Source organism: Neoalteromonas arenosi (assembly GCF_030362855.1).
GTDB classification, from domain to species: Bacteria; Pseudomonadota; Gammaproteobacteria; order Enterobacterales; family Alteromonadaceae; genus Alteromonas_E; species Alteromonas_E arenosi.
In genome coordinates this window covers 163319-184631 of sequence record NZ_JAUCBP010000002.1, presented here as the reverse complement: position 1 = coordinate 184631, position 21313 = coordinate 163319, and the positions used below count along the sequence as shown (strand labels likewise).

At 46.9% G+C, this 21313-nt stretch carries 20 protein-coding genes; all 20 read right to left on the bottom strand.

All coding sequences use genetic code 11. From position 1 onward, the window contains the following. Positions 1–51: 51 nt before the first annotated feature. Positions 52–963, bottom strand: coding sequence for a UDP-3-O-acyl-N-acetylglucosamine deacetylase (gene lpxC / locus QTP81_RS02810; protein ID WP_289363575.1), 912 nt, complete (start codon positions 961–963; stop codon positions 52–54). A gap of 136 nt (positions 964–1099) precedes the next feature. Then, complete coding sequence (gene ftsZ, locus QTP81_RS02805; protein WP_289363574.1) at positions 1100–2260, bottom strand: cell division protein FtsZ; 1161 nt, start codon at positions 2258–2260, stop codon at positions 1100–1102. An 89-nt stretch (positions 2261–2349) separates the two neighbouring features. Next, positions 2350–3579: a cell division protein FtsA gene (gene ftsA / locus QTP81_RS02800; protein WP_289363573.1), complete on the bottom strand. Its 1230-nt coding sequence runs from the start codon at positions 3577–3579 to the stop codon at positions 2350–2352. A gap of 2 nt (positions 3580–3581) precedes the next feature. Then, the gene (locus QTP81_RS02795; RefSeq protein WP_289363571.1) at positions 3582–4319 is read right to left on the bottom strand and encodes a cell division protein FtsQ/DivIB; all 738 of its coding nucleotides are present in this window, start codon (positions 4317–4319) and stop codon (positions 3582–3584) included. Continuing rightward, the gene (locus QTP81_RS02790) at positions 4316–5257 is read right to left on the bottom strand and encodes a D-alanine--D-alanine ligase (RefSeq protein WP_289363919.1); all 942 of its coding nucleotides are present in this window, start codon (positions 5255–5257) and stop codon (positions 4316–4318) included. The genes QTP81_RS02795 and QTP81_RS02790 overlap by 4 nt, the downstream gene beginning before the upstream one ends. A gap of 14 nt (positions 5258–5271) precedes the next feature. After that, complete coding sequence (murC, locus tag QTP81_RS02785; RefSeq protein WP_289363569.1) at positions 5272–6717, bottom strand: UDP-N-acetylmuramate--L-alanine ligase; 1446 nt, start codon at positions 6715–6717, stop codon at positions 5272–5274. Beyond that, positions 6714–7847, bottom strand: coding sequence for an undecaprenyldiphospho-muramoylpentapeptide beta-N-acetylglucosaminyltransferase (murG, locus tag QTP81_RS02780; RefSeq protein ID WP_289363567.1), 1134 nt, complete (start codon positions 7845–7847; stop codon positions 6714–6716). The genes murC and murG overlap by 4 nt, the downstream gene beginning before the upstream one ends. Further along, positions 7840–9084 (bottom strand): cell division protein FtsW, encoded by a 1245-nt coding sequence (gene ftsW / locus QTP81_RS02775; protein WP_289363566.1) that lies wholly within the window; start codon positions 9082–9084, stop codon positions 7840–7842. Before ftsW ends, murG begins: the two co-directional genes overlap by 8 nt. After that, complete coding sequence (gene murD, locus QTP81_RS02770) at positions 9081–10391, bottom strand: UDP-N-acetylmuramoyl-L-alanine--D-glutamate ligase (RefSeq protein ID WP_289363565.1); 1311 nt, start codon at positions 10389–10391, stop codon at positions 9081–9083. Before murD ends, ftsW begins: the two co-directional genes overlap by 4 nt. A gap of 12 nt (positions 10392–10403) precedes the next feature. Then, complete coding sequence (gene mraY / locus QTP81_RS02765; RefSeq protein ID WP_289363564.1) at positions 10404–11486, bottom strand: phospho-N-acetylmuramoyl-pentapeptide-transferase; 1083 nt, start codon at positions 11484–11486, stop codon at positions 10404–10406. Next, positions 11480–12883, bottom strand: a complete 1404-nt coding sequence (murF, locus tag QTP81_RS02760; protein WP_289363563.1) for a UDP-N-acetylmuramoyl-tripeptide--D-alanyl-D-alanine ligase — start codon at positions 12881–12883, stop codon at positions 11480–11482. Before murF ends, mraY begins: the two co-directional genes overlap by 7 nt. Continuing rightward, entirely contained in the window at positions 12880–14439 is a 1560-nt protein-coding gene (locus QTP81_RS02755; protein ID WP_353059712.1) for a UDP-N-acetylmuramoyl-L-alanyl-D-glutamate--2,6-diaminopimelate ligase, read from the bottom strand. Before QTP81_RS02755 ends, murF begins: the two co-directional genes overlap by 4 nt. Continuing rightward, positions 14402–16213, bottom strand: a complete 1812-nt coding sequence (locus QTP81_RS02750; RefSeq protein WP_289363561.1) for a peptidoglycan D,D-transpeptidase FtsI family protein — start codon at positions 16211–16213, stop codon at positions 14402–14404. Before QTP81_RS02750 ends, QTP81_RS02755 begins: the two co-directional genes overlap by 38 nt. Continuing rightward, positions 16210–16530 carry a cell division protein FtsL gene (gene ftsL, locus QTP81_RS02745; protein WP_289363560.1) on the bottom strand — a complete coding sequence of 107 codons (321 nt, stop codon included), beginning with the start codon at positions 16528–16530 and terminating at the stop codon, positions 16210–16212. The genes QTP81_RS02750 and ftsL overlap by 4 nt, the downstream gene beginning before the upstream one ends. Further along, complete coding sequence (rsmH, locus tag QTP81_RS02740; protein ID WP_289363558.1) at positions 16527–17465, bottom strand: 16S rRNA (cytosine(1402)-N(4))-methyltransferase RsmH; 939 nt, start codon at positions 17463–17465, stop codon at positions 16527–16529. The genes ftsL and rsmH overlap by 4 nt, the downstream gene beginning before the upstream one ends. Continuing rightward, on the bottom strand, positions 17462–17920 hold the full coding sequence (mraZ, locus tag QTP81_RS02735) for a division/cell wall cluster transcriptional repressor MraZ (protein ID WP_289363557.1): 459 nt from the start codon (positions 17918–17920) through the stop codon (positions 17462–17464). Before mraZ ends, rsmH begins: the two co-directional genes overlap by 4 nt. A 296-nt stretch (positions 17921–18216) precedes the next feature. After that, positions 18217–18975, bottom strand: a complete 759-nt coding sequence (locus QTP81_RS02730) for a SapC family protein (protein ID WP_289363555.1) — start codon at positions 18973–18975, stop codon at positions 18217–18219. 204 nt (positions 18976–19179) lie between these two features. Further along, positions 19180–19473 (bottom strand): hypothetical protein, encoded by a 294-nt coding sequence (locus QTP81_RS02725; RefSeq protein ID WP_289363554.1) that lies wholly within the window; start codon positions 19471–19473, stop codon positions 19180–19182. Between the two features lie 5 nt (positions 19474–19478). Further along, entirely contained in the window at positions 19479–20534 is a 1056-nt protein-coding gene (locus QTP81_RS02720; protein ID WP_289363552.1) for an alpha/beta hydrolase, read from the bottom strand. Beyond that, a complete protein-coding gene (locus tag QTP81_RS02715; protein ID WP_289363550.1) occupies positions 20531–21271 on the bottom strand; it encodes a glutathione peroxidase in 741 nt (246 codons plus the stop codon). Before QTP81_RS02715 ends, QTP81_RS02720 begins: the two co-directional genes overlap by 4 nt. Between the last annotated feature and the right edge of the window lie 42 nt (positions 21272–21313).

Sequence of the window (21313 nt, the reverse complement as noted above, 5' to 3'; positions counted from 1 at the left end):
TAACCGCGGCAATAAATGAAAAAAGCCGCATTTAGCGACTTTTCAACTACTCTAAACCAATGCTGGCTCGGTAAAACTGATGGGCGCCTCTTCGGCAGAATTGTAGGTTACAAATTCCCAACAGTCACGATTAGCCAACATCGCGTTCAACAGTTTATTATTCAGACCGTGCCCAGTCTTGTAGGCCTGTAATTCGCCAATGATACTGTGACCACACAAATACAAGTCGCCTACTGCGTCGAGAATTTTGTGCTTTAAGAACTCGTCGTCATAACGCAAACCTTCCGGGTTAAGAACGCGGTATTCATCCAACGCAACCGCGTTTTCCATGCTACCACCCAACGCCAAGTTGTGTGCATTCATATACTCGAGATCGCGCATAAAACCAAATGTCCGTGCTCGACTCACTTCATTAACATAAGAAGATGAATCAAAATCCATCACCATATGCTGACGCGTTTGGCTTATCACCGGATGGTCAAAATCAATTTTAAAATCGACTTTAAAACCATCAAACGGGCGTAACTCTGCCCACTTGTCACCATCTTCAACCCGGATCGGCTGCTTAACTTTGATAAACTGCTTCGCTGCTGGTAACTCTTCAATACCCGCAGATTGTAATAAAAACACAAACGGACTCGCCGAACCATCCATTATAGGTAATTCGTGGCTGTCGACTTCGACAATAATGTTGTCGATACCTAACCCAGCTAAAGCTGAGGCCAAATGCTCTACGGTATGGATACTGACACCGTCGGTGTTACTTAAACACGTACACAACATCGTATCCCCGACGGCGTTCGCACGCGCTGGGATATCAACATGTGGAGACAGGTCAACACGCCTAAATACGATTCCCGTATTCGCAGGCGCTGGCCGGAGAGTCATTGTGACCTTTTCTCCTTTGTGCAAACCGATGCCGGTTTCTTGCACTGATTGCTTGATTGTACGTTGATTTATCATAATTTCATGTACCCAAAAAACGGCCGCATATTATACAGAGCTGCAATCGTTCTGTCAAAAACAGGTCGAACCAGCTTGCAAAGCTACGCGTTTTACACATTAGCAATGACCAAAGCCATTCAAGCCGACTAATCGATTAGTCGGCTTGTTTTCGCAAAAATGCTGGAATATCAAGATATTCCAAGTCACTATTTGGTTGCACTAATTCATCCGTTTTCAGCGCTTGGTTACCGTCTGTTGACTGCTGTGGCGTAGCTGCTTCACGACCCTGCGTAAAATTTCGTGAACCGCTGGTCAAACGCGAACCTTCATTACTAACCAATGAAATATCTGGCTTGCGCTCAGCGCCGATACCGGTTGCCACTACTGTAACGCGTAACTCATCAGTCATTTCCATGTCGATAACGGTACCTACAACCACAGTCGCGTTTTCTGATGCGAATGCTTTAACCGCATTACCTACGGTTTCAAACTCATCAATGGCAAAGTCCGGTCCTGCGGTAATATTGACCAAAATGCCACGCGCGCCTGACAAATCGATATCCTCTAACAAAGGGCATGCAATTGCGCCTTCAGCCGCTTCTTCAGCTCGATCTTCGCCGCTTGCTACACCGCTGCCCATCATTGCTGTGCCCATTTCAGACATCACCGTCTTAACGTCGGCAAAGTCAACGTTGATTAAACCCGGACGAGTGATTAGCTCAGCAATACCCTGAACTGCACCGCGCAATACATCGTTGGCAGCGCTAAAGGCTTGTAATAGCGGTGTACGTGGCCCCATTACTTTGAGTAGCTTTTCATTGGGAATAGTGATCAACGAATCCACGTGCTTCGACAACTCTTCAATGCCTTGGTTCGCAAAATCACCGCGCTTGCGCCCCTCAAATGGGAACGGTTTAGTCACTACAGCAACAGTCAGAATGCCCATTTCTCGAGCGATCTTGGCTACTTCTGGCGCTGCACCAGTACCTGTACCACCGCCCATACCGGCAGTGATGAAAACCATATCCGCACCATCGAGACTTTGACGAATCGTTTCACGGTCTTCATGCGCGGCCTCGCGGCCCACATTGGGATCGGCGCCTGCGCCAAGACCTTTAGTGACATTGGTACCAATTTGGAGCGTTACGTCGGCTGATGAGCTACGCAACACCTGTGCATCAGTGTTAACGGCAATAAACTCAACGCCTTCAATGCTTTGGGTTACCATGTGCTCGATAGCGTTGCCGCCACCGCCGCCTACTCCAATCACTTTGATGACAGCGTCTTCGCCGTGACTATTCATTAATTCAAACATACTTACTCTCCGGTTTTGTACGTTTATGATACTTTGCTTACCGATATAACCATCCAACGTTATAGTGGAACAAACAAAGTGTTTAACGCTTAAAATTCACCCTTAAACCAGCTTTGGACACGACTAAAAATGCCTTCACTGGACTTATTTTTATTGTTTTTCTTATTATCAACATGCTGTTTGCCATATTGCAGAAGACCTACAACAGTGGCAAAGCTAGCATCATCTACATACTCAGCTAACCCTTTTACATCGAGGGGTTTGCCGACCCTAACAGGCATTTGGAAAATTTCTTCAGCGAACTCAACGGCGCCTTCCATCTTCGCAGTACCACCTGTTAGGACTAAACCAGCGGCTATTTGTTCAGCTAGGCCGCAGGCTTGAATTTCTTCATATATGAGCTCGAATAGCTCTTGATAGCGCGGTTCAATCACCTCAGCTAATGTATGCCGCGACATCGCTCGCGCCGGACGTCCTCCAACACTTGGCACTTCTATGGTTTCTTCCATACTAACCATATCTTTTAAGGCACAAGCGTAATTGACCTTTATCTCTTCGGCATTGCTTATCGGCGTGCGGAAAATTTTAGCGATATCACTGGTAATTTGGTTACCTGCAACTGGGATCACCGCGGTGTGACGTATTGCACCATCGGTATAAATCACGATATCAATTGTGCCCCCACCGATGTCGACAACACACACACCTAGCTCTCGCTCGTCATCTGTCAGCACGGCATAACTTGAAGCCAATGCAGAGAAAATTAGCTGATCGGCGTGTAAATCACAGCGCTCAACCGATTTAACAATGTTTTTCGCCATATCATCGGCACAAGTGATGATATGCGCATTGGCTTCCATGCGGACGCCTGACATTCCAATTGGGTTTTTAATGCCCTCTTGGACATCGATAGTAAATTCTTGTGGCAACACGTGCAGCAAACGACGTTCAGCCGCAATCGGCACTGAACGCGCAGCATGAATAACGTTATCTACGTCCTCTTGCGTCACTTCTTGGTTGTTGATTGGCACCATGCCATTCTCGTTTTGGCACTGGACATGACGACCAGAAATAGCCAGAAATACCGACGAAACGCGGCAATCGGCCATTAGTTCCATTTCATTGATCGCACGTTGAACTGATTGTACCACCAAGTTCAAATCATTAACGCCAGCTTTATCCATACCTTTTGACGAATGAGTACCCACACCGACGATACTCAATGAATTGTCATCCAAGAGCTCGCCTACCACTGCTTTGATGTGACTTGTGCCTATGTCTAATCCTACGATTAGATTTCTATCCAATGGTTTGGACATACCTATACTTTCTCACTCGTCTTACTGTCATCAACCCAGCCAACGGCTAGGCCCGTGTCATATCTCAAATCGATGTACTCTACCGCTCTAGGCTGCGCTTTAAGTAGTGGATAAATATCCACAAAACGCTGTAATCGATCGATAAACTCTTGTCTACCAAGATTCAGTTTAATCTCGTTTGCGAGGGTTATTTGCCATGCAAAACGTTCGCTAAGAAACAATTCATCAATTGGCAATGCGGCCCCACTCAATATCGTTTGCATTGCATTAAAACCCTGCAATGCTGTTTTCTCGCTCCCCCCTGGCCCATAAAGCTTGGGTAAGGAGTCTAATTCGTTGTTGCCGGCAAACGTCTCACCATATGGATTGAGCAATAAGTCGTCATTCCAATGCGCTACCGGTTGTTGCTCAACCACATAAATGGTCAGCTTGTTTGGCCATTGCTTGCGTACCGACGCTCGGTAAACCCAGGGCTGCTGCTCCAACAATGCATAAACTTCATTCACATCTAAGGCGAAAAAGCTGCCGGGTTGAGCGGCGCGGATCAAATCTTCCAAACGCGCCGTATCTATGTGCTCAAGTTCACCTTGAAACACCACGGTTTGCACTGGCAGACGCTGGGCATCATTCAGCCAACGATAAACACCTGCCGTTGCAAGTGCTACCGTGATTAGCACCAGCACGAAAAACATAACTCCCGCCCAAAAACGGGTTGTTTTTGTCACCGGCGGCGAGCTCATGCACCGCTTTCCAAACTGGTAGCCAAAATACTTACCACTAACTCAGCAAAACTTATCCCTGCAGCTTTCGCCGCTTTGGGAACCAAACTTTTTTCCGTCATTCCTGGAACGGTATTCGCTTCAAGCAGATAAAACTCACCGTGTTTATCTTGCATAAAGTCAAGCCGCCCCCAGCCAGAACAAGACAAAGCGTCAAACGCTTGTAATGACAACGCTGCTATACGTTGTTCTCGTTCATCAGATAATCCACTGGGGCAAAAATACTCCGTAGTATTATCCTGATACTTGGCAGAATAATCGTAAAACACATGAGGGGTAGACATACGAATGGAAGGTAATACCCGGCCGTTTAGTACGGCTACGGTGTATTCCGCTCCATCAATGAACTGCTCTATTAGTACGTGTCGATCGTATTCGAACGCCTTTGCTACGGCAGTTTCTAATTGTTTAGCGCTTGTCACTTTTGCCATTCCTATACTCGAACCTTCTCGAGCAGGTTTGACCATGACGATGTTCCCCAACTCATGCATTATAGCGCCGCATGATCCAACGTCAAAGTGCCTTTTTTCAGCAATTTTATATTTTGCGGTAGGTAACCCCAAACATTGCCAAATTTGTTTGGTGTGAACCTTATCCATCGCCAATGCCGACCCCAACACTCCGCTACCTGTATAAGGAATATTGAGTTGCTGCAGAGCGCCTTGTAGAGAGCCATCCTCGCCGCCTCGGCCGTGCAACATAATAAGTACGCGATCAAACTTTTCACTCAGCAAATCGGTCAAGGGCCGCTCCGCCGGATCAAACGCGTGCGCATCAATGTTTTGCGTCAACAAGGCATTGAGCACTGCGTGTCCTGAACTGAGTGAGACTTCTCGCTCTGCGGAGTTGCCACCGAGCATTACTGCCACTTTGCCAAAGGTTTCTGGTGCGATTTGCATGTCACTAGTCACAATCAACTAAGCCTCTCTTTTAGCAATGTCACATCTAGACGAGCGGCTTCTAGGTGCTTGGCAAGAGCGCCAACACTTCCCGCACCTTGAGTGAGGAGGATGTCACCGTCCTCCAGGGCGTTAGCTATTATGTCTGGTAATTTTTGGACTTCTCCCACGTATAACGGCTCGATTTGACCGCGCGCTCGGATTGAGCGGCACAAAGCTCGACTATCAGCACCGTCTATTGGCGACTCACTTGCTGCATAAACATCGAGCATTAACAGCACATCGACATCACTCAACACATCAACGAAGTCCTCATAGAGGTCTCGCGTTCGACTATAACGGTGGGGCTGAAAAATCATCACAATGCGCTTATCTGGCCAGTTCGCGCGCGCCGCGTTCAGCGTTGCTTTAACTTCAGTTGGGTGATGACCGTAGTCGTCAACCAAAGTAACCTCGCCTTGCGCAGTAGTAAATTTACCAAGGGTTTCAAATCGACGCCCGATACCGGCAAAATTCGCCAATGCACGCTGGATGTGGGAATCTGCAATGCCTTCATCTTGAGCAACCGCGATTGCCGCTAGCGCGTTGAGCACATTGTGTTCACCCGATAGTTTAAGCTCAATAGGCAGTGCAGAGCGGCCTTTGCGGACTAAGTCAAAGCGCATTTTACCGTGGCTAGCGATAATATTAGTTGCTTGCAGATCATTATTGTCTTTTAGACCGTACGTCAATGTATTACGGCCAATCTTATTGAGCAACCCACGAATAACCGCATCATCGCCACAAACGATAGCTCTGCCGTAGAATGGCAAGTTGTGTAGAAACTGAATGAAGGTGTCCTGCATCTTTTGGAAATCACCAGCGTAAGTTTCCATATGGTCCGGCTCGATATTGGTGACTACCGATATCATCGGTTGTAAATGCAAAAATGAGGCATCGGACTCATCGGCCTCAGCGATCAAGTAACGGCTAGAGCCCAGTTTCGCATTGGTTCCAGCCCCGTTAAGTAGGCCGCCAATGACGTAGGTTGGATCCAATCCAGCTTCGGCAAATATAGTTGCAATCAAGCTTGTCGTAGTCGTTTTGCCATGCGTCCCAGCAACTGCAACGCCATGGCGGAAACGCATAATTTCAGCGAGCATCTCGGCGCGGCGAATGATCGGAATACGCAATTCATTAGCAGCGATGATTTCCGGATTCTTTACGTCTATGGCGCTGGATACAACCACCACGTTGGCATCGCTAATGTTTTTTGCCGCGTGACCTAAATACACCGTTGCCCCTAAGCTCTCGAGACGTCGAGTCATATTATTGGCTTGGATGTCCGAGCCACTTACCTGATACCCTTCATTTAATAAAACTTCAGCAATTCCGCCCATCCCGGCACCGCCAATGCCAACAAAAAATATGTGGTTAATCTGACGCATCTGCGGATTTTTAAACGGTGTCATTTCAGTCATAACACTGCTCCTTTCGATACGTGAGACTGGCCATTGGCGACAAAGGATTTGCACCAGTTAGCCACTTGCTGCGCCGCGTCATGTGGCGCGCAGTCTAATGCATTGAGTCGAATTTGCTCTAATTGTTGTGGATTGCTGAGAATGTTGTTTAACAACACAGGTAACGCATTCTCCATATCAGTTTGATTGATCAAATACCCCGCGCGCCGGTCTACTAAAGAGCGCGCATTAGCGGTTTGATGGTCGTCAACCGCATGAGGCAAGGGAATAAAAGCTGCGGCAACACCTGCCATTGAAATTTCAGTGACCGTAATCGCTCCTGCGCGACATACTACCAAATCTGCCCAGGTGTATGCGTCAGCCATGTCATCAATAAAGTCGGCAACTTTTACCTGTATTGACGAAGCCTCCTGCTGGTAAGCCTCGCTGACAGTTTGGCTATTGCCTTTGCCACATTGGTGGTACACCTCTATATTGTTCAACGTGGCGAAAATGGCTGGTAAACGCTGATTCAATGGCCGCGCACCAAGACTACCGCCAATCACTAAAATCCGTAAACTGCGCTGCCCAAGCTCTGTTTCTTGCGTCGCTTTAGTGGCAATTGCGTTGCGCACCGGGTTGCCAGTGAAAACGACTTTATGGGTATCACTTAAACTATTGGTGGCGCTCTCAAAACCCAACATGACTTTATCGGCGAGTTTAGCCAACCAACGATTAGTCATACCCATGACCGCATTTTGTTCATGTATAAGTAATGGGATCCGCAGCACTCGAGCAGCAACTCCACCCGGCCCACTGGCATATCCCCCCATCCCCAAAACAACAGATGGACGTACTTGCCTTAAAATCTTGATTGCCGCAAAAAATGCGTAAAGTAGAGCGAAAACCGCTTTCACTTTGGCCACTAGGCCTTTACCACGCAAACCTTTAACCTGCACAAAGTGGATGGGGTAACCTTGCTTGGGAACAATTTGCGCTTCCATTCGATCTGGCGTCCCCAGCCACTCTACTTGCCAGCCCTGCTCCGACAGACATTCAGCAACGGCGATCCCAGGGAAAATATGACCGCCGGTGCCTCCTGCCATGATTAGAATACAAGGTTTCAAGTTTGTCGTTGCCGGATTAGTCATGGTCGACCTCCGGTTGCGGAGCAGCAATAGACTTCGGTTTACTCTGGGTTTTACCACTCTTAAGCGCTTGCACACCTTCAACCCGCATTTCAAAATCAATGCGCAGTAGTATGGCAGTGGCTACCAACATCACAATAAGGCTTGAGCCGCCATAACTGACCAACGGAAGTGTTAAACCTTTAGTTGGCAAAATACCTGCACTTGCGCCGATGTTTATTGCCGTTTGAAAACTAAACCAAATACCAATACTGTAGGCTAAGAAGCCGTCAAATGGACGTTGCCGACTTAAAGCTAAATTACCAATCCTCAAGGCCTTAATCACCAAGGTAAGGACCAGTGTTAGTACCAGCACTACGCCAACAAAGCCAAGCTCCTCAGCTAAGATCGCTACAATAAAATCTGTATGGGCTTCAGGTAAGAATTCTAGTTTTTGTAAGCTGTTGCCAAGTCCTTGACCAAACCAATCACCACGACCATAAGCCATCAGGGATTGAGTTAATTGATAACCGCTGCCGTAAGGGTCTGCCCAAGGATCAAGAAAGGCTGTGATACGGCGCATCCGATACTCTTCGAATACGATCAATGCAACCACTGCCATCATGCCGACAAATACCAATGCGAAAAACTGCCACAACCTAGCCCCTGCCAGAAATAACAATCCAATAGTCGTAACCAACATAACCACCACCGTGCCTAAATCAGGCTGGAGCAACAGCAAAAGTGCTAACACGAAAAACACTATCAGAGGTTTTACAAAGCCTTTTAAGTTTTCCGTCACCTCTTCATAACGGCGTACAAGGTAACCCGCTAAATAACAGAAAAAGAACAACTTCGCAGGCTCAGCAGCTTGAATCGTAATGGGGCCAAGGGCTAACCAACGCGTACTGCCATTGACGGTTCGGCCGACAATTAATACTGCGACAAGTAAAAATATCGCCGCCAGTAACAAATACGGATTGGTAACGCGCCAAAATTGCATTGGAATTTGTAGCACTATAACTGCGGCCGCAATCGCCAAGCCCATATAAATCACATGGCGAATTGCGAAGTGGAAAGGGTTTTCAAATAGCCGTGTGGCAATTGGCATTGACGCTGATGTGACAATAATAAAACCAATTGCCAGCAACGCCACCGAAACCAATACGATAGTCAAATCATAGTAGCGCTGACTCACTTCATCGTGTTTGGCAGCAAAGAGTTGTACTAATGCATTTGATGGATGCGTAATATTAATCATGCTGCCACCGCCTGTATTGCGCGCACGAAAGTTTCGCCGCGATCTTGATAGTTGCTAAACATGTCTAAACTGGCACATGCTGGTGCGAGTAATACCGTATCATCAGCACCTGCGATTACCGCGGCTACGGTTACCGCTTGTTGCATACTATCAACGTAAACACTGTCAGACTGCATATTGAGAAACTGGCGACCATCGCGGCCAATGGCAATTACATAATCAACCTGCTGCTGTAACACAGGACACAGAATATTAAGGTCCGCACCTTTTGAATCTCCACCGAGTATTACGATTAATTTTCCTCGGGTTTGACGCCGCGCCGCAGTAATACTCGCTAACGCCGCTCCGGGGTTAGTTGCCTTCGAATCATTGATCCACAACGTCGCGCTGTTGGCGACTACCTTTTGGTAACGATGGGCAATGCCACTGAATTGGATTGCCGCTTGGTTAATATAGGCTTGTGGAAGACCAGCAAGTATAGCCATCAAGGCCGCAGCTTGAATATTGGCAACGTTGTGCTCACCTTCCAACTGACAAGCACTGAAATCGATAAATGGTTTACCTTCATGCAATATAGTTTGCGACCCGCTATCCCAAGCCATGCCGGTATTAGCAGAATCTAGCCCAAAACTTTTAGTTTGTTCGTCAAACAAGTCGCCAAGCCAATTGTCTTGGCGATTCAACACCCGCGTTCGTGCGTTATTCAGTATATTCGCTTTGGCTCTCACGTAGGCCGGCATACTGCCGTGTCGATCCAGATGGTCTTCGCTGATATTGAGGATTGCGGCTATCTGCGGTTTTAACGAGTAAACAGTTTCCAATTGAAAGCTCGACAACTCCAAAATAAACCATTCCGGTAAGTCCTGCATGTCGCTCAAGGCATCTAGTACCGGGGTTCCAATGTTGCCAAGGACACGCGCGTTTACACCGGCCGCGGCAAACATCTCTCCCAATAGTGACACGACTGTAGACTTGCCGTTGGAACCGGTTACGGCAATGACACGCACAGGATTGAAACGCGCAAAAAGCTCAACATCACCAATAACATCAATGCCGTGTTGCCGAGCGGCTGCAAGTGCTGGCATTTCGAGCCCCACACCTGGACTGACAACAACAATGTCAAAACCCAGTAAAGCCTCAGACTCGATTGCACCGCATTGCACATCAAAATCGAGCTCACGGCTGACCGAGTCGCGTGTATCGAATACACAAACCTTGGCACCTTGAGCCACAGCAAAACGCACAACCGACTGACCGGTTAAACCGGCGCCAATTACAGCGATTTTTTGAGCGATTAATGATGCCAAACTATTTATTCCTTACCTTAATTTCAACGTGGCTAGGCCAATCAATACTAGGATTAAAGACACAATCCAAAAGCGCACAATCACGCGCGGTTCCGGCCAGCCTTTGAGTTCGTAATGGTGATGAATGGGTGCCATGCGAAAAATTCGCTGCCCGCGCAATTTAAACGATCCCACTTGTAAAATAACTGATAGCGTTTCTATGACGAAGACGCCTCCCATGATGATCAATACAATTTCCTGACGCACCAAGACAGCCAAAATACCCAGAGTACCGCCAAGGGCTAAAGAACCGACATCTCCCATAAACACTTGCGCTGGGTAAGTGTTAAACCACAGAAAACCAAGCCCTGCGCCAACAATCGCCGTGCATACGATCATCAGTTCACTGGTGTAAGGGATAAAAGGAATATTGAGATACGCTGAGAAGTTCACATTACCTGTTACATAAGCAAAAATAGCCAACGCCCCAGCGACCAATATGGTTGGTACAATAGCCAATCCATCGAGACCGTCAGTGAGGTTTACCGCATTGCTGGTGCCGACGATAGCGAAGTAAGCGATCACCATATACATCAAGCCTAACTGAGGCATGATTTCTTTGAAAAAGGGGACAAGTAGTGCAGTTTCAGCCTCAATACTTGCGGTACTATAGAGGTAAAAGGCTACCAAAATGGCTACTACTGACTGCCAAAAATACTTCCATCTGGCGATTAAACCTTTAGGATCTTTGCGAATGACTTTGCGGTAGTCATCCACAAAGCCAATAATGCCGTAGGTTACAACTATCGCCAGTGTCGCTAACACATAGTGGTTAGTCAGATCTGCCCACAACAAACTGCTAACTAATATGGCTGCCAGGATAAGTAAGCCACCCATTGTTGGCGTGCCTGCTTTAGACAAGTGGGTTTGTGGGCCATCATCACGCACAGTTTGGCCAATTTGTAATTGTTGCAACCAACGAATCATCGCAGGTCCAATAAAAATAGCGATGAGTAGCGCTGTGAGAGTACTGAGAATGGCGCGCATGGTTAAGTACGAGAATACATTAAACCCCGTATCAAATTGAGTTAACCACTCAGAGAGCCAAATCAACATGCAATTTTCTCCCTACGCCGTTCAAACTTTCCCACAGGGGATGCCTCAATCGCTGCGGTCACACGCTCCATTTTGGAGCTTCGAGACCCTTTTACTAGAATGGTAATATCGCGCTGCTCTGGCGATAACAGTTGATGCAAGTGCGACACTAAAGCGTCAATGTCATCAAAATGAGCGCCCTTCGGCCCATAGACTTCGCTTGCGTGTTGACTTAAGACACCCAAACTAACGACGTGTTCAATTCCTTGTTCTTGCGCGTACTCGCCTACCTCTTGGTGGTAATGGCGCGCTTTTTCACCCAATTCAGCCATATCACCTAACACCAAAATGCGACGACCTGAAAAACTCGCTAATAAATCAATTCCAGCTTTTACCGAAGCAACATTGGCATTGTAGGTGTCATCTAAAATACGGAGCTGATTGGAAAGCTGTTTTACATTTAAGCGGCCACTAACTTGTTGCATCGCGGCTAAGCCCTCACGCACATCCTCAATACTCGCGCCAACGTTCATCGCAAGTGCAGCGGCAACCAATGCATTGCCAACGTTGTGTACCCCTGGGATATTCAAAGTAATCCCCGTTGCTCCCACCGGAGAATGTAGCTGAAATGAAGCGCAACCATCCAAACCTAAGGTAATGTCATTGGCATAATAATCAGCATCGGTATTGCCCGATTGGCTAAAACTAAGCATATTTTGGCGCTTGAGTTTACCTTGCCAGAATTGAAAGAATTGACTGTCAGCGTTAACAATTGCTGTCCCCTGTTCGCCTAGTCCTTTGAAGATTTCACTTTTTGCTCTAGCGACGCCCAATAAACTACCAAACCCTTCTAAATGTGAAGCTGCCGCATTGACGATAGTCGCTACATCAGGTTTAACCAAGTCTGTGGTATAGGCAATCTCGCCCAAGTGATTCGCACCTAATTCCAAAACCGCATATTCGTGTTCAGGTTTAAGGCGCAATAGAGTAAGAGGAACGCCGATATCATTGTTGAAGTTGCCAGCTGTCGCCAGTACATTACCGCGACGCTGTAAAATAGCTGAAACCATTTCTTTAACTGTGGTTTTACCGCTGCTACCTGTTATTGCGACAGTTTTTGGGGCCACTTTTTGCTTAACTGCCGCAGCCAATGTGCCTAATGCTGCATGTGTATCTGCGACGACAATCTGTGGCAACTGACTATCTACACGATGTGCAACGATTAGCGCGCTTGCTCCCGCATCTGCAACTTGCTCTATAAAAACGTGACCATCAAACTTATCGCCGATTAAGGCGAGAAAAACATCGCCTTGTCGCAGATTTCTAGAATCCGTAGTGACGCTATCCACTTGCCTGTTAGGGCCAATGAGTTCACCACCAACCTGCTCTGCGATCCATTCTAGGGACACTGTAATCATGCTTTCAGCTCCTGTAAAACTTGGGCTACAAATGCGCGTTCGTCATAATCGATACGCTGCCCATTAATATCTTGATACGTTTCGTGGCCCTTACCTGCCAGCAAAATAATGTCGCCAGCTACAGCCTTTTCTACGACGTGCCGAATGGCTGCCTTACGATCTTCTATAATTGTTACGTCGACATTATTTTGAATACCGCGCTGAATATCTGCATTGATGTTGGCAACCGTTTCATTTCGGGTATTGTCGGCAGTCAGTACGATGTGATGAGCAAGTTGGGCTGCTACAGCTCCCATCAAAGGGCGCTTACCCGTATCTCGCTGTCCACCGCAGCCAAAGACACACCATATGTGTTTTTCAACATGGTTTTGTACTGCCATCAAAGCGTGCTCCAAAGCATCTGGAGTATGTGCATAATCAACCACGACACTGGCACTATTGGGCGCTGTAAACAATTCCATTCTGCCCGGCACTGGACGCAATGCATTTAAGCCGGACAGTACGTCAGCGAAGCGAGTTCCCATAGACATTACGGCAGCAGCCGCAGCTAACGCGTTATACACGTTGAACTTGCCTACCAAGCCCAGCTTCACTTTGCTGTTACCCCAACTTGAATAAAGGTCAAATGATGTGCCAGAAGTGGTCGTTTCTAGATTGCGCGCACAACAAAAGCGTTGTTCGCCAGACCATTGGGTAGGATCACAATCAACGCCGTACCAAATGATATCCGTAGACGCATTAATATTTTTAGCCCAGTTTTGACTTTCTGGGTCTGCGGCATTTAGAACAGCGTGTTTTAGCGCTGGTTGCTTGAGTAAACGCCTTTTGGCAGCCGCATAATTTTCCATGGTGCCATGATAGTCAAGGTGGTCACGAGTGAGGTTGGTGAATATCGCAACATCAGTCTTAACCTGATTTAATCGACCTTGCACCAATGCATGAGATGACGCTTCAAAAGCAACTTGATGAACATCTTGCTGAGCTAAATCAGCCAAGATATATTGCATGCGCACAGCGTCTGGCGTGGTATTTAAGGTTTGGTTTAGATTATTCAAAGAAAAAGGCTCTGTGTACAAACCACTGCCCAATGTACCGATCATGCCGCATTTAACTCCTAATGCATGACGCAATTGACTGAGTAACTGTACGACCGACGTTTTGCCATTAGTTCCCGTCACTGCGATGCTGGTCATTTTAGTAGCCGGGTAATCATAAAAAGCCGCTGCGAGTGCCGATAGACTTTGTGACAAGTCGTAAAACTCAACGATAACGGTGTTGTTGCGCATAGTGCATTGACCATGAGCGGCTTCATCTTCAGTCTCGGCGATTATCACCGGAGCACCTAAACTGATCGCTTGAGGGATAAACTCTCGTCCATCTAAATTGTGACCTTTTACCGCCAGAAAAGCCGTTTTTATTGACACTTCACGACTGTCTAACACCAACTGCTCGACTCGAACGTCTGGCGCGTGTATGCCAAATTTTGCCAGCAAGGGTTCAATACTTTGGACGAAATAACTAATCACCATGATTGGTAGCCTCCAACCATTCGACATGTGCAGCATCTTCACTCAGACCATCGGGCGCAATATTGAGCAGCCGCAATGCGCCGCCCATAATTTGACTAAATACCGGTGCAGCCGTATCGCTGGAGTGATACAAATCCCCCCCAGGTTCATTGATCAGAACGACTGTGACTATCTGTGGATTCGATGCTGGCGCTAGCCCCGCAAAAATATTGACGTATTGCTCGCCATATCCTCCGGGAGCGGCTTTTCGACTCGTACCGGTTTTGCCGGCTATACGATACCCATCAACTGCAGCTTTTGTGCCCGAGCCACCTGGCTGTGTAACGCTTTCCATCATCTCAATCAAAGCGGCAGCATTGTCCGCGGATACTACGCGATATTCTTCTTCTGATACCAGCTCTGTTTGGCCATCTTTGATAATGTTTAAATTGATACGCGTACCGCCATTAGCGATGATCGCGTACATTCGCGCTAACTGAGCGGGAGTTACGGAGATACCATAGCCAAAACTTAGGGTAGCTAACTCAAAGTCTGACCAACGATTGCGTTCATGGAATAAACCACTAATCTCGCCCGTTAACAAAGTCCCCGTATCGGCCATTAACCCCATGTTGTAATAGGTATCGATAAGAAATTCGCGGGGCACTGAAAGTGCCAGTTTCGAAGTCCCCATATTGCTCGACTTCTGGATAATAGTAGTGAGATCCATTTCTCCCATATTACGAGGGTCTTGAACAATACTCCCTCCCAAACGCATCCACCCCGGCGAGGTGTCGATCACAGAGTCTGGGGATACAATACCAAATTCCAACGCGCTCAAAACCGCCAATGGCTTCAATGCGGAGCCAGGCTCAACGGCATCTGTGATAGCCCGATTGCGGACGCGATGAGGAGTGGCAGTTTTTAGGTTATTAGGGTTATACGAAGGGCTGTTTACCATAGCTAGAATGTCGCCACTAGCGACATCGACAACGATTGCCGTTGCAGAGGCGGCATCATAGGTTTCCGTTGCTTGTTTTATGGCTTTAAACGCCATAGCCTGAATGCGTTGGTCTATCGTCAGTTGTAGGTCTTTGGCATTTTCGCCGGCAGTTTGAGCGATTATTTCGACCTGACGGCCTTGGCGGTCTCGGCGAATTGTACGGCTAGCCGGCGTGCCGGTCAGCCAGTCATTAAACAACAACTCAAGGCCCTCAATACCCTCGTCATCAACATCAGTAAAGCCAACCAAATGAGCACTGACTTCACCGGTCGGATAATATCGACGAGACTCATTGCGCAAACCCACACCGGGGATATCCAGTTGTTCGACATACTGCGCCATGGCAGGTGATACTTGGCGCTGTAAATACACGAAGCGACGTGAAGGGTCGTCAACTTTTTCGAGTAAATCGCTGATATCTTGGCCCAAAACTTCAGCAAGAGCTAACCACCGGCGGCGTTGGACGAACGCGTTTTCTTGATGGACCATTTTAGGGTCTGCCCAGATAGCCCGCACTGGCACACTAACCGCTAACTCAACCCCGTTGCGATCAGTAATTAAGCCACGATGAACCATTGAGTTGCGAGTGCGTAACGTGCGGTTATCACCTTGCTCAATGAGAGCATCTGGTGAAATCACTTGAATATAGGCAGCCCGTATTGCCAGCACAGCAAATACGACAACAACGGAAAACAATACCACCAAGAAGCGCCAATTGATTAAATTAGGCGCTTTGTTTTGTTTCGCACCTGAACCTTTGCGACGTTTCTTTGCCGCATGTGTAGTTTGCCGGTTGTTTGCAAAGATAGATGTGCTCATTTTAGCCTCACTACCACTTCGTCTTCCGGCATTGGCCGACGCATATTGAGATCGCGCTGTACCAGACTTTCAATTCGATTGTGCTCAGTCAATGCCCCTTGCTCTAACAACAAATGGCGCCATTCAATATCAAGGCGATCCTTTTCTTGCATAAGCTGTTCATTAGCGATTAATACTTGTCTATTCATGTGTGAACTAAGAATAACCGCAAGTGCTGAGAGCAATACCAATAAAAACAACAAAACCCGCAATGGGTGGCGGGCTGCATCGGTCAACATAATAGTGACTGGATTGAAGTTAGTGACCGATTGCGTCATAGCTTTTCCGCTACCCTGAGCACTGAACTCCGTGCCCTAACATTGTAAGCCAATTCCTCTTTGGAGGGCTTAATGGCTTTACTCATCAACTTAAGTACCTTATCCGCATCAATTTCAGCTTGAGTGACAGGTAATCCTAGAGGTAAATCTTTGCCTTTGCTCTGTTCGCGCATAAAGCGTTTGACCATGCGATCTTCAAGCGAATGAAAACTTATCACTGCAAGCCTGCCACCTTGAGCAAGTGCCGCGACCGCTCCTTTTAACCCTTCTCTGAGTTGTTCAAGTTCAGCATTGATGTATATACGGATCCCTTGGAAGGCTCGCGTTGCCGGATGCTTGAATTTATCTTTCACTGGTACCGCTCGATCGATCAGCTCAGCTAATTGCTTTGTAGTAGTCAAAGGCGTCTCCGCACGAGACTCGACAATCGCATGCGCAATACGCTTACCAAACTTTTCTTCTCCAAATTCTTTGAGTACTTGGGTAATGTCTTGAATATCAGCATCAGCTAACCACTCGGCAGCACTAATGCCACGCGTAGTATCCATACGCATATCCAACGGACCCTCTCGCATAAAACTGAAACCGCGCGAAGCATCATCTAGTTGTGGAGAAGAAACACCCAAATCCATTAACACACCATTGACGCGCCCAGTTAACCCGCGCTCAGCGACCACCTCTGCCATATCTGAAAAAGGCCGGTGAATTATGGTAAAGCGTTTATCGTTGGCAAAACGCTGAGCCGATTCAATCGCCATGGGATCGCGATCAAAGGCCAATAGCTGCCCCTCGTTTGACAATTGTTCGAGAATCGCCTGTGAATGGCCGCCGCGCCCAAAGGTTGCGTCAATATAAATACCATCGGGTTGAATGTTTAATGCTTGGATGGATTCATTCAGTAACACCGAGCGGTGCTCAAATTCTGCCTGAGTCACAGTGAGAAATCCTGCAATCGCTCTGACAGTTCAATACCACCGGCCTGCTCAGCGACCATGTCCTCGTTGACTTGCTGAGTCCAAATGTCGGCATCCCAAATTTCGAAGCGATTAAGTTGCCCAACTAACATAATTTGTTTATCGAGTTTTGCATGAGCGCGTAAGGGAGGCGGCAACAGAAAACGACCGCTTTTGTCCATTTCACCTTCGGTGGCATGGCCAAGCAATAAGCGTTGTAACCGACGCTCTTGCGGGATCATCGTCGAAAGCTTAGTGAGCTTTAGCTCAATTTCTTCCCATTCGGTGAGTGGGTAAAGTAGCAAACAGCTTTGTTGTATATCGACTGTGCAAACCAGATTTCCGCCGCAATCATCAAGCAGCGCTTGGCGGTATTTGGTGGGGATTGCCACCCTGCCTTTACTGTCGAGATTGATTGCGTTAGCGCCGCGGAACATTCCCCTAGCCTTCTATGTAGTCTTTTTATTATTCGTGTAATGAAGCTCTGTTTTGCAAACAATTGACTCAGCGACCTTTCTTCGTTGATCCACAATTTGCCACTTTTACCCACATTTGTGAGTTTAGGTACCCAATAGCCCCACTGTCAAGCAAATTTCTGGGGAAAATGCACCATATTCGGTGACTTGTAATGAGGTCGTTTTAAGCGGTGCTTTTGAAGTCGCTGATTCGCTTAATAAAAAAGCCCGTTGAGCAGAGCTCAACGGGCCATTAAAGAAAAGAAATTAATTTTAATTTATGCGCTTGGCGCAGCTTCTTGAGGAGCCGCTGGACGAATTTGTAAGCTCGCAATAGGCATCTCAGTGTTGTTTGACAACTCGATTAGACGATTGAGTTGACCTAGTGAGATCATTGTCGCGTAAATTGCGCCTAAGAAACCGCTTTTGTGCATATCCAAAACAATCTCATCACTCAACTCGCGTAACTTCTTCTCGTTAATCGACATCAAGCCCGTAACTGCGCGTTGCTTACCATCGGTATAAGTCAAACCAATCTCAATCGATTCAAGCAAGTCAAGTTCAACAATCTTTTTGACAAATTGCTGAGTCAGTAATTCACTGTTTGCCAAATCAGACAAAAACTTCTGAGTGTTATTAAGGAAATCAGTAGGTTCACCTTCGGCATTGAAAATAGCTTCACCTTCTGTACCTAAAAGTTCGCTGTTTTCATCGATAAACACACCTAGCTTCTCGCCGTCAGGGCGAACGTCAAATGGATAACGTTGAATGTTCATTGGTACAAATGGGCCTTGCCATTTACCATCCACAACGTAGAAATTTTTATTTTGCTCAGTGCCTAGCATCGCAACAACGTGGTGATTGCCACTTTGTGGATCTTTGATAAATACGAGTGGAATAGAACCGGCTAATTGAGCGAATTCTTTAATAGTTGCCGCAGCCAAGTGGCTGTTTTGAGCAAATGCGAAATTAGTTTTGGCGCTGACTTTTAATTCTTTGTGTTTATTTTTGTCCAGCGGAATGTAATTAACTGCCATGAATTTGTTCTCAGTCTGTTGTAAAAAAGGTGGACCACACCATCTATTTGACTATGCATGAAGATTGATAATGATGAACCACTAAGCTCCTTGGCAGTATGATTTTCTGCATAAAAAAACACGCCGCCAAATTCGGTCGCCTAGTATCTGCGATCTTGCCTGTAATGTCGACAGTGATCACTGGATTTATCGCTGATTAAATCATCAAAGATTAATTACAATTAAGACCACCGCGATTATGAGGATTCCCATATACGGCAATGGAGAGCGCCACAATGAAATTGGCTGAGTATCAACTTTGATCGGCGGTGCCGATTCAGCGGTCTCTGATACTTGCTTCGTGTGCTTATCTTTGCGTCGCTTCAGCCAATAAATATTGGCGACCAAAGCAATAAACAGAGACACGGCAAGATAAACACTGAATCCATCGTAAAGCCATGCCGCGTAGAAGTACAAAAACACATAGGCAGCAACCACGGCCCAAAAAAATTCTTTCATCGCTTTTACTCAGCTTTTATTGATTTCTGATTTTGTTGAATAAAGTTCACCAGCATCGCCATCATATAGCCATGCAATGGATTTGCGCGCGGAACTAAGCACGCATCGACAATGGCCTCCCCCTGTTCAGGAAAGTCTATCGCCTTGACTTGCTCGGTGTCTAACGTCAAATGCGAATGACACAGAGTATATTGCTCATCGATAAGTACGACATTGTGTTCAGCGCGGTTCAGCGCTAAGAAATCCTCGACACCAGAAAAAGGTGCTGTCAGGTCCGCGGCAGAATGCGCTGCAAAGGTCGGTATATTTACGCTATTGCTCTGCAATTTTTTGCGAATGTTACGGATCACTTCCATTAACTCATAGACCGCAAATAAACTGATCTCTGGATATCGATAGGGATTCTCACCATCACTGACATAATCACCATCAAGCCATTTTGCAATAGTTTGCATTCCCCAAATGCGACTCAATTGTTCAGCGTTGTTGGCCAACGCCAAAGCACCGGAAAACAATAGCAACCCCGCGACATCATCGGCATTTTGCAAACTGTATAGCGCAGCAATCGCCCCGCCGCTCGAAGCTCCGCCAATATAGTGATGTGTGCCGTAGTTAGCACTTAACGTCATTACCTCACTGGCATGTTGCATCCATCGTTCACTCAATTGGGGATCTTGCATATCTTGATCAGCATCGGTTAAACCATGACCAGGCACTAAAGCGACAACCACAGTAAAACCTGCATCATGCAATCCCTTGGCAATAGAGCGCAGATAAAAGGGCGAATCACTCAAGCCGTGAAATAACGTTACGACCACGTCTGTCGGTTTACCATGGTGCAGTAAAAAGGGTGCATTGCCATCATTTCGCAGTCTTGCAGAGCACACTTTCACTTCAACCAACGCATTTTCACTACAGCGTTGTTGTGCACCAAGTTTCTCAGCATAGTATTTTTCGAAGGCTAGTAGTTGTTCAAAAAAAGCGATTGACTGGACCGCTGCAACAGGGGGAAACCACAGAACTGCGATTAGAACCCCCCACCACCTAATTACGTTGTTCAAGCGAAGTAATTCTCCAAATCATCGCTACCACCGATATGCTTACCACCGATAAACACCTGCGGTACGGTTTCACGTCCAGAGATTGCCTTTAAAGAAGCAAACGTGGCATCTTTTCCCATAACGATTTCTTCATAGTCAAAGCCCTTTTCCGTCAACAATGCTTTTGCTTTAGCACAGTAAGGACACCCTGGCTTAGTTAAAATTGAAACAGGCTCCTGAGCTTTTGCATCCGGTGCCACATAGGCAAGCATGGTGTCGGCGTCAGACACTTCGAACGGGTCGCCGGGTACATCGGGTTCAATAAACATTTTTTCTACAATGCCGTCTTTAACGAGCATTGAATAACGCCAACTGCGCTTTCCGAAACCCAGATCAGATTTATCTACTAACATGCCCATGCCTGCAGTAAAGTCGCCATTTCCGTCGGCAATAAGAGTTACATTTTGCGCTTCTTGATCAGCCGCCCACGCATTCATAACGAATGTGTCATTAACAGACATACAAATAATATCGTCTATACCTTGTGCTTTAAAAACACTGGCGAGCTCGTTGTACCGCGGCAAATGTGTTGAAGAACAGGTCGGTGTGAATGCCCCCGGCAATGAAAATACTATGACTGTCTTTCCCGAGAATAAATCACCGGTACTCTTTTTCACCCACTGATCACCTTCGCGTAGCGGAAAAGTAACATCGGGAACCGCCTGCCCCTCTTTGTTGACTAGGTTTAAATCGCTCATAATCGCTCCTTTGCTTCGTGAGAACAAAAGCATAGCCTCAAG

Excerpts from the sequence above, each read along its gene's own strand:
- lpxC (WP_289363575.1), bottom strand. The coding sequence starts at position 963 with ATGATAAATCAACGTACAATCAAGCAATCAGTGCAAGAAACCGGCATC.
- ftsZ (WP_289363574.1), bottom strand. The coding sequence starts at position 2,260 with ATGTTTGAATTAATGAATAGTCACGGCGAAGACGCTGTCATCAAAGTG.
- ftsA (WP_289363573.1), bottom strand. The coding sequence starts at position 3,579 with ATGTCCAAACCATTGGATAGAAATCTAATCGTAGGATTAGACATAGGC.
- QTP81_RS02795 (WP_289363571.1), bottom strand. The coding sequence starts at position 4,319 with ATGAGCTCGCCGCCGGTGACAAAAACAACCCGTTTTTGGGCGGGAGTT.
- QTP81_RS02790 (WP_289363919.1), bottom strand. The coding sequence starts at position 5,257 with ATGCAAATCGCACCAGAAACCTTTGGCAAAGTGGCAGTAATGCTCGGT.
- murC (WP_289363569.1), bottom strand. The coding sequence starts at position 6,717 with ATGACTGAAATGACACCGTTTAAAAATCCGCAGATGCGTCAGATTAAC.
- murG (WP_289363567.1), bottom strand. The coding sequence starts at position 7,847 with ATGACTAATCCGGCAACGACAAACTTGAAACCTTGTATTCTAATCATG.
- ftsW (WP_289363566.1), bottom strand. The coding sequence starts at position 9,084 with ATGATTAATATTACGCATCCATCAAATGCATTAGTACAACTCTTTGCT.
- mraY (WP_289363564.1), bottom strand. The coding sequence starts at position 11,486 with ATGTTGATTTGGCTCTCTGAGTGGTTAACTCAATTTGATACGGGGTTT.
- murF (WP_289363563.1), bottom strand. The coding sequence starts at position 12,883 with ATGATTACAGTGTCCCTAGAATGGATCGCAGAGCAGGTTGGTGGTGAA.
- QTP81_RS02755 (WP_353059712.1), bottom strand. The coding sequence starts at position 14,439 with ATGTCGAATGGTTGGAGGCTACCAATCATGGTGATTAGTTATTTCGTC.
- QTP81_RS02750 (WP_289363561.1), bottom strand. The coding sequence starts at position 16,213 with ATGAGCACATCTATCTTTGCAAACAACCGGCAAACTACACATGCGGCA.
- ftsL (WP_289363560.1), bottom strand. The coding sequence starts at position 16,530 with ATGACGCAATCGGTCACTAACTTCAATCCAGTCACTATTATGTTGACC.
- mraZ (WP_289363557.1), bottom strand. The coding sequence starts at position 17,920 with ATGTTCCGCGGCGCTAACGCAATCAATCTCGACAGTAAAGGCAGGGTG.
- QTP81_RS02730 (WP_289363555.1), bottom strand. The coding sequence starts at position 18,975 with ATGGCAGTTAATTACATTCCGCTGGACAAAAATAAACACAAAGAATTA.
- QTP81_RS02725 (WP_289363554.1), bottom strand. The coding sequence starts at position 19,473 with ATGAAAGAATTTTTTTGGGCCGTGGTTGCTGCCTATGTGTTTTTGTAC.
- QTP81_RS02715 (WP_289363550.1), bottom strand. The coding sequence starts at position 21,271 with ATGAGCGATTTAAACCTAGTCAACAAAGAGGGGCAGGCGGTTCCCGAT.